7 protein-coding genes and 2 tRNA genes are annotated in these 8355 nt (G+C 60.6%); 6 read left to right on the forward strand and 3 right to left on the reverse strand.

Going from position 1 to position 8355, the window contains the following annotated elements; translation table 11 throughout:
- Positions 1 to 165 precede the first annotated feature (165 nt).
- The 3 genes from rodA (at position 166) to NW819_RS00625 (ending at position 3470) form a co-directional block, all read left to right on the forward strand.
- The gene (gene rodA, locus NW819_RS00615) at positions 166 to 1476 is read left to right on the forward strand and encodes a rod shape-determining protein RodA (RefSeq protein ID WP_414412577.1); all 1311 of its coding nucleotides are present in this window, start codon (positions 166 to 168) and stop codon (positions 1474 to 1476) included.
- A gap of 120 nt (positions 1477 to 1596) precedes the next feature.
- Positions 1597 to 2802 carry a cysteine desulfurase family protein gene (locus NW819_RS00620; protein WP_414331900.1) on the forward strand — a complete coding sequence of 402 codons (1206 nt, stop codon included), beginning with the start codon at positions 1597 to 1599 and terminating at the stop codon, positions 2800 to 2802.
- A 68-nt stretch (positions 2803 to 2870) separates the two neighbouring features.
- A complete protein-coding gene (locus NW819_RS00625; protein ID WP_011433251.1) occupies positions 2871 to 3470 on the forward strand; it encodes a CPP1-like family protein in 600 nt (199 codons plus the stop codon).
- A 34-nt stretch (positions 3471 to 3504) separates the two neighbouring features.
- Here the strand turns inward: NW819_RS00625 and NW819_RS00630 are convergent, their stop codons facing one another.
- The 3 genes from NW819_RS00630 to lysA form a co-directional block, all read right to left on the reverse strand.
- Complete coding sequence (locus tag NW819_RS00630) at positions 3505 to 4251, reverse strand: isoprenyl transferase (RefSeq protein ID WP_414343303.1); 747 nt, start codon at positions 4249 to 4251, stop codon at positions 3505 to 3507.
- A 6-nt stretch (positions 4252 to 4257) separates the two neighbouring features.
- Complete coding sequence (cdaA, locus tag NW819_RS00635) at positions 4258 to 5181, reverse strand: diadenylate cyclase CdaA (protein WP_414328940.1); 924 nt, start codon at positions 5179 to 5181, stop codon at positions 4258 to 4260.
- Between the two features lie 218 nt (positions 5182 to 5399).
- A complete protein-coding gene (lysA, locus tag NW819_RS00640) occupies positions 5400 to 6779 on the reverse strand; it encodes a diaminopimelate decarboxylase (protein ID WP_414412578.1) in 1380 nt (459 codons plus the stop codon).
- 221 nt (positions 6780 to 7000) lie between these two features.
- Between lysA and NW819_RS00645 the strand changes: the two genes are divergently transcribed.
- The 3 genes from NW819_RS00645 to NW819_RS00655 form a co-directional block, all read left to right on the forward strand.
- A tRNA-Tyr gene (locus NW819_RS00645) sits at positions 7001 to 7086 on the forward strand.
- Positions 7087 to 7094: 8 nt separating this feature from the next.
- Positions 7095 to 7166, forward strand: a tRNA-Thr gene (locus NW819_RS00650).
- 134 nt (positions 7167 to 7300) lie between these two features.
- On the forward strand, positions 7301 to 8355 hold a 1055-nt coding region (locus tag NW819_RS00655), incomplete at its 3' end, for an HAD-IC family P-type ATPase (protein ID WP_414412579.1).

Consider the following 8355-nt stretch of genomic DNA (forward strand, 5'->3'; position numbering starts at 1 on the left):
GCGACAGCGGTGCGGAGCACTACTGAGGCCCTATCAGAGGAGGCGAACACGCCAGAAAATGGATCGACGAGGAATCGACACTCAACGCGAGTGATGAGAAAACAAGTCGGTAGGGCAGGGGGTATGTCAAACTGAGGCTGGCCTTGCTTTGGAGGATCGGGTCTATTGCTGGGCAACGCTGACCCAAAGGTATCTTCTCAGCCTGGGTGGAAAAAGCTCCTGCGGCAGATCTTGGCTCCTTGGCGGGAGTTCGATGGCATTTTGCTGGCCACAGTGCTGGCCTTGACGGGCATCGGTATTGTTGCTATCCGCAGTGCGGTCTGGGAGCGGCCCATCAGCCACTACTGGGTACAGCAGTTGATCATGGCCGGGATCAGCCTGGCGTTTTTGGGAGTGGTGGCCCGGATTCCATATGAGCGGCTGTTGCGCTGGCACTGGTTCACCTACTTCCTGACCTTGGCAGGTTTAATTGCAGTGCTCTTTTTCGGCACGGCGGGGGGAGGGGCGGAGCGCTGGCTCTCCATCGCCGGCTTTCAGGTGCAGCCTTCTGAGTTTGCCAAGCTGGGGGTAATCATCACCCTGGCCGCTCTCCTGCACCACTGGCCGATCAAGTACTTCAGCCAGATTTGGGTGGCCGTTGCCGTCATTGCTCCTCCCTGGATCTTGATTTTCCTGCAGCCCAACCTGGGCACTGCCCTGGTGTTTGTGGTGATTGTCCTGGTCATGCTCTACTGGGCCGGAGCCAAGGGCAGTTGGATCCTCTTGCTCCTGTCGCCGGGGGTGGGAGCCATTCTCTATGGCTTACACACTCGCCCAGAGCTGAGCTGGATGCTTTGGGTTTGGCTGCTCTGGTGTCTGGGAATGGCGGGGTTGGCTGCTTGGCGTCTCCCCTGGCAGTGGACGGGGGCCGTAACTTTTGGGGTAATCAACCTGCTCTCGGGGCAGTTGGGTCAGCTAGCTTGGCACCTTCTCAAGCCCTATCAGCGGCGGCGGCTGGAGATTTTTATCGATCCCATGCAAGAGCCCTGGGGAGCCGGCTATCACCTCATTCAATCCCGCATTGCCATCGGAGCCGGCGGCCTCTGGGGCCGCGGTATCCAGCAGGGCACCCAAACCCAGCTGGACTTCATCCCCGAACAGCACACGGATTTTATTTTCTCGGCCATTGGGGAAGAGATGGGTTTTATCGGCACCGTCAGGGTGCTGATCCTGTTTTGGATCCTGTGTGCGCGGCTGATCTGGATTGCCCAAGGGGCCAAGGACAATTTTGGATCCCTGATTGCCATTGGGGTGCTGGCAATGATCCTGTTTCAGGCAGTAGTCAACATCGGCATGACCATCGGCCTGGCCCCCATTACCGGTTTGCCTTTGCCTTTTTTGAGCTATGGCCGCTCGGCTCTGCTGACCAATTTTCTGGCCATTGGCTTGGTGGAGTCGGTGGTGATGCACCGCCAGCGTACTAGTCTTTTCAAGTAGGCAGGCTCAATTTGCCTCCAGCGGGTTTGGCCTCAACAAGGGGAAGCTGCTGCCAGCGTTGGGCAACACTGGCCAAGGATCTTAAGATAGGAACACGGAGCCCCGGCTGGTCGAGCTGGCATGTTGCGTTTGGATCCTGCCCTCTACTTTGACCACAGCGCCACCACTCCGCCTCGGCCTGAGGTGATCGAGGCCATGCAGATGGCGATGCAGGAAAGCTGGGGCAACCCCTCCAGCTTGCACGGGTGGGGAGAACGGGCCGCCATGGCCATGGAGCGGGCGCGGCAGCAGGTGGCCGAGCTGCTTAACTGTGAGCCGGAGGCGCTGCTGTTTACCTCAGGCGGGACGGAGTCCAACAACCTGGCCCTGTTTGGGGTGGCCCAGCGCTACTCTACTCCCCAACATCTCATCATCTCCAGCGTCGAGCACGCCTCGGTGGAGAATGCTGCCCGCCAGTTGCAGTCCCAAGGCTGGCAGGTCACCCGTCTGCTGGTGAACGCCGCCGGCCAGGTGGATCCCCAGACTTTGATCCAGGCGCTGCAACCCAATACCGTTTTGGTCTCCATCGTCCACGGCCAAAATGAGGTGGGATCCCTGCAGCCCATTGCAGAGCTGGGTCAGATCTGTCGCCAGGCGGGGGTGCTCTTCCACACCGACGCTGTGCAGACGGTGGGGCGGATCCCGCTGGATCTGGCGCAACTGCCGGTGGATCTGCTCTCCCTTTCCGGGCATAAACTCTACGGGCCCCAGGGGGTGGGGGCGCTGTACGTGCGCCCAGGGGTGGAGCTGCGACCGCTGCTGCGGGGGGGTGGGCAAGAACGGCGGCTGCGGGCTGGCACCCAAGGGATCCCGGGCATTGTCGGCTTGGGAGTGGCGGCAGCTTTGGCGGCCCAAGAGCTATCTCAAGAAACGGCCCGCCTGCGACAATTGCAACGGCATTTGGCCCAGTTGCTAGCGGAGGTGCCCGGTTTGCGGCTGACCGGCCCTGTGGATTTGGAGCAGCGTCTGCCCCACCACCTCAGCTACTGCACCGCAGGGATCCCGGGGAATGTGCTGGTCAGGGCCCTAAGCCGCCAGGGGATCGCCATTAGCGCCGGCTCCGCCTGTAGCAGCGGCCAACTGATCCCCAGCCGCATCCTCTTGGCCATGGGCCACTCAGAAGCCGAGGCGCTGGGATCCATTCGCCTTAGCCTTGGCAAAGCCACCACCTACGCTGCGGTTGAGTATGTGGCCCGATGTCTACAAACGGAGCTTGCCTCCATCTCCAAATCCGTAGCCTTGGGGAATGCGGCAACTCAATCCCCGTTGTCGATCCCCGTCACGTAGCCGGATCGAAGGTCGGGCAGGCTGGGTTAAGGTGATAAAGAGTTACAGGGCTGGTCGCTATGGCTGAGATGAGTCCGTATCAGGTGTTGGGAATTAGCGAAGAAGCCTCTTTTGAAGAGATTCAATCGGCGCGGGCTCGGCTCCTGGCCAGCTTGGGCGCCGATGAACAGCAGCAAGAGCGGGTGGAGCAAGCCTACGATGCCATCCTGATGCAGCGCCTGCGCCTGCGCAAAGAGGGCAAAATCGCCGTTCCCGATCGCATTCGCTACGCCGAACAACGGGCTGCCCATCCTGAGCCGGAGCTGAGTTTGCCTCGCCCTGCTGCCCAAAATCCCCCCTGGGTCAGCCGCTGGCTGGATACCCCCTCTACCGCCGATGCCCTCTGGCCTGCGGCGCTGCTGGGTGGGCTGGGGGGTTGGGTTATCCTGGCTCCCGATGAGTACCCCTCGCTGCAACTGGCCTTGGGGCTGATGGCTTGTATCTATTTCCTGTACCGCAAAGAGCGCCGCTTCATTCGCGCTTTTCTCTTGGCCCTGGCGGGCCTGAGCCTGGGGCTGATGTTGGCCTACGGCATTGCCCTTCCTCTCACCGGTGGCGATGCTCCTGGTGCGCTGTTGGTGGGGATCACGTTTACGGTGATGTGGTTGGTGACCAGCTTTCTGCGCTAGCTGCCGGTTTGCGACAGATATTCAACCTGGAACCTCACCTGCCAAACCGCCGCTGCCGCGACTGATAGCTAAGCAAGGCTTGGTGAAAAGCGGCTCGGTCAAAATCCGGCCAGAGAATGGGGGTGAAATACTGCTCGGTGTAGGCCATCTGCCAGAGCAGGAAGTTGCTGATGCGCATCTCGCCACTGGTGCGGATCAGCAGGTCAGGATCGGAGAGGCCGGTGGTGTAGAGAAATTGGGAAAAGAGGGCCTCGTCAATCTGATCCGGCTGCAGCAGCCCCTGCTGCACCAAGGTGGCAATGGAGCGGCAGGCTTGTAGGATCTCCTGTCTTCCCCCGTAGTTGAGGGCCACCGTCAGGCAAATGCCCTTGTTGTGCTGGGTGCATTCCACCGCATGCACGATGGTTTCCTGCAGAGAGTGGGGCAGAGCCGACAACTGGCCGGCAAACTGGATGCGCACCCCCTGCTGCACCATTTCCCCCAATTCCTGCCACAACACCTGCTCGAACAAAGTCATGAGAAAATCCACCTCCTCGCGGGCCCGGCCCCAGTTCTCGGTGGAGAAGGCATAGGCGGTAAGGGCTGGGATCCCCCAGTCATCACAACAGCGCAGCAGCTCCTTCAGGGCCGCTACCCCTCGCTGATGCCCAACACTGCGGGGTAAGCCCCGTTTTTGCGCCCAACGCCCGTTGCCATCCATCACCACCGCCACATGGCGGGGCAACAACTGCGGATCTAGGTCGGCAGGCAACTGCAGAAGATGGGCAGGAGAAAGGGTCATGGAGATTCAGTCTTCGGGGAGGGTTTTCTCAGGTTTGCGAAAGAGTTTAGTCAGATCGGCAAGGGATCCCCACCAGCGCAGCGGCCCATTGCGAAACCAGGGGTGGGCCCACAATCCCTTTAGCGGAGCATCTCGTTTTTTGGCATCGCGGGGATTGCGCAACCGCTGTACCAGCAGTTCGTGTAACTTGGCACTGGTCAGAGGCCGCTCGATGCGCCCACCCTCCGCCAGGGAAATGGATCCCGTTTCTTCTGAGACCACAATACACAAGCAATTGGTCTGCTCTGTGATCCCCATCGCAGCGCGGTGCCGTGTGCCCAGCTGTCGAGAGGCGGCCCGCTCCGAAACCGGCAGGATGACCCCCGCTGCGCGAATGCGATTCCGATGGATGACCACAGCCCCATCATGCAACAAAGTTGAAGTCTGGAAAATGGTCTGCAAGATCTCCCGCGACACCCGCGCCTGGAGAGGTACTCCTTTGTCGGTAAACACCCGCGAGTCAATTGGCTGCTCCGGCTCGATCACAATCAGCGCTCCTGTGCGGTTTTGGGAAAGTTCTCGCACTGCTTGCACCAGTTCTTCCACCAAATCTTCCTCAGGATCCTCCTCGTCATCGCCTGCGTTGCTCGGCCACTCCATGCGGATGGCTCTTGCCAATTGCTCCAGCAGCCGCCGAAACTCCGGTTGAAAGAGCACGCCCATGGCTACAGCTGCGCCCAGTAGCAGGCGATCCAAGATCAGGTGAACCAAGGGGAGAGAGGCTGTGGCCAGGTACAGCACCAGCAGCACTATAAATCCCCTCACCAGCACCCCAGCACGACTTTCGCGGGTGTAGTAGAGAGCCAAAGCCAACAGAAAGACAGCCAGAGCCCAGTCCAAGAGGCTGAGAAAGTTAAACTGCTGTAGCCAAGCCCATAAGGCCGCCAGCATGGCGAAAAACCCCGTTCACGCTCCCCTCATTGCGGACCTTCTGCCTGGTGCCGTTCTGCACCTCAGAACCCCTGTTGGACTGCGGCCCCCAGACCAGCCTACCACTCACCTCCTGGCTGTCTTCCAGTCTTTCTCGCATGAGGTGCGTTGGCTGCGGTCGGCGCTGCCAGGAAAGGCTGTGCCTCTACTGACCAGATGGGTATGGGCAAACTTCCCCTTCAACGCAGCAACCGCTCTGGCAAGACATCTTGACGGATTAAGTCGGCATAAGTTTCTCGCCGCACAATCAACTGGGCCTCTCCCTCGTTGACCAGCACCGCGGCTGGCCGAGGGAAGCGATTGTAATTGGAAGCCATGCTGTAGTTGTAGGCCCCCGTCGCCAAAACCACCAACACTTCTCCTGCCATTGGGGCGGGCAGAAGCACATCCTTCAACAGCACATCCCCCGACTCGCAGTGCTTGCCGGCCACCGTTACCCGCTGCGTGGCCTCTGCCTCTGGTCGGTTGGCCAGAAGGGCGGTATAGCGGGCTTGATAGGTGATCGGGCGGGGGTTGTCGGACATACCACCGTCGATGGTGATGTAGGTGCGTCCTTGGGGCAGGTCATCGCTGGGAGGGATCCGCTTTTGCCCTCCCAGGGTGTAGGCGGTCACGGCAGCCGGCCCAATCACAGATCGTCCAGGCTCGCAGAGCACCTTGGGCAAAGGGATCCCGGACTGGGCAAAGGCTTGTTGCACCGCCGTCGCCACAGTTTCCACCCACTCCGGGATGGAGGGGGGATCATCGGATTCGACATAGCGGATCCCCAGGCCCCCACCCACATTCAGCTCTTGTAGGGGCAACCCTCTGCCCAGCCCTTGCCGCCAGATCTGGGCCAGCACCCCCGCCAGGTCGCGGTGGCCCTGTAGATCAAAAATCTGTGACCCAATGTGGGCATGGAGCCCAACGCACTGCAGTTGGGGATGGGCTGCCAAAAAGTCAAACACCTCCGGCAGTTGCCATTGGCCGATGCCGAATTTGCTGTCGGTTTGTCCGGTGCGGATGTACTCGTGGGTGTGGACGTCAATACCAGGGTTAACCCGCAGGAGCAGCCGCGCTGGCCGTGCGGGCGTGGTCAGGGCCGACACCTGCTGCAGTTCGTATAGGCTATCGACCACCAAAGTACAGCCCGTCTCCAGGGCCAAGTTCAGCTCGTCGAGAGACTTGGCGTTGCCGTGCAGATAGAGATCTTCACCTTTGGCCCCCGCCTGCAGGGCCGTGTACAGCTCCCCGCCAGAAGCCACATCCAACCCCAGCCCTTCTTGCAGCGCCAATGCACAGATGGCCAGGCAATTCCAGGCTTTCGTGGCGTACAAAACCCGGGATCCCCCGGCGTAGCAGCGGGCCCAGGTGTCACGGTAAAGCTGGCAGGCGCGGCGCAGCGTCCATTCGTCCAGGATGTAGAGAGGGGATCCAAACTGGCGCACCAGCTCCACCACGTCGCACCCCCCAATTTCCAAGTGCCCCCGGCTGTTGATACGGCTGGTCAAGGGGCGCAAAGACTGGTTGGGGGAAAGGGTCTGCTCTGGATGGGTGGGAGTGCCGAGGGTCGAAATCATGGTCAGGAGTCAGAAAACTGTCTTAAACGATATCAAGTTCCTTATTCAGTTTGTCTTGAAAAGTGCCCAGCCCTAACCCGATCCCTTTATACCCAGCTCTGGGGCTGCCTCGTTCCGCTTCGACTCTGACTCCTCGGTTTTGAGATGGCTGACAATTGGCACAGTGGGAGTGTGTCTGACTTACGCAACACCTTCTGCTATGATGAAAGACCGGTGTCAACGGGTCGATGCCCGAGGGGTTAAAGGGGGCGGACTGTAAATCCGCTGGCTTACGCCTACGTTGGTTCGAATCCAACTCGGCCCACCATCGGCTTTGCCCACGTGGCTCAGTGGTAGAGCACCCCCTTGGTAAGGGGGAGGTCACGAGTTCGATCCTCGTCGTGGGCTTGGCGCTCTGAAGATGATCCCAGCCGCTGGCGCCAGAAGAGCTATGGCCCGAACAACTGGGGAGATGACAAGAATCCTCCCCCTCGAGGGCGGGGAGTATGTCAAAATGCGGCAAGAACCCTCGAGTGGTCGCGATGATCCCACCGGATGGATCCCCCCTTGCTTCTGTTCCTGCCTGGCATAGCCTCACCCTCGCCGCTGCCATCCAGAAGTTGCAGACCGATCCCGATCGCGGCCTCACCACTCAGCAGGTGATCCAGAGGCAGCGGGAGTATGGCCCCAATGAGCTGATCACCTCCTCTGGCCGTAGCTCCTGGCAAGTCCTGCTGGATCAATTCCGCAACGTCATGCTGCTGATGCTGATCGCCGTAGCGGCGATCTCAGCCACTTTGGACTTGCAAGAAGGCGAGTTTCCCAAAGATGCCCTGGCCATTTTGTTGATCGTTGGCCTTAACGGTGGCCTGGGCTATTTGCAAGAAAGTCGGGCGGAAAAAGCGCTGGCGGCCCTGAAAAAACTGGCCTCCCCTACTGTGCGGGTGGAGCGGGATGGCCTGTGGCAAGAAGTTCCAGCCAGCCAACTGGTGCCGGGGGATCGCGTGCTGCTGGAGGCGGGGGTGCAGATCCCAGCCGATGGGCGCTTGGCCGAGGCCGTGAACCTGCAGGTGCGGGAAGCAGCTTTGACCGGAGAAGCCACCCCTGTAACCAAACAGGCAGATTGCGTACTCCCGCCGGACATCGAGCTGGGGGAACGGCGCAACATGGCCTTCATGGGCACCGAAGTGATTCAGGGGCGAGGGATCCTCTTGGTTACTGCCACCGGCATGAACACGGAGCTGGGCAAGGTGGCGAAGCTGCTACAAACGGTGGAAAACGAGCCCACTCCCCTGCAGCGGCGCATGAGCCAACTGGGCAATGTGCTGGTGTCGGGATCCCTGGCTTTGGTGGCCCTGGTGGTGGGGATAGGGCTGCTGCAAGCCAGGAGTATGGCCCCTTTCACCTCGCTTCTGGAAACCTCCTTGAGCATGGCCGTGGCCGTGGTACCAGAGGGGCTGCCCGCGGTTATCACTGTCACCCTGGCTATTGGCACCCAACGCATGGTGCGCCGCCATGCCCTCATCCGCCGCCTGCCGGCAGTGGAAACCCTGGGATCCGTCACCACCATCTGCTCCGACAAAACCGGCACCCTCAC

It is taken from the genome of Synechococcus sp. R8-2 (assembly GCF_047461715.1).
Classification (GTDB): Bacteria; Cyanobacteriota; Cyanobacteriia; order Thermostichales; family Thermostichaceae; genus Thermostichus.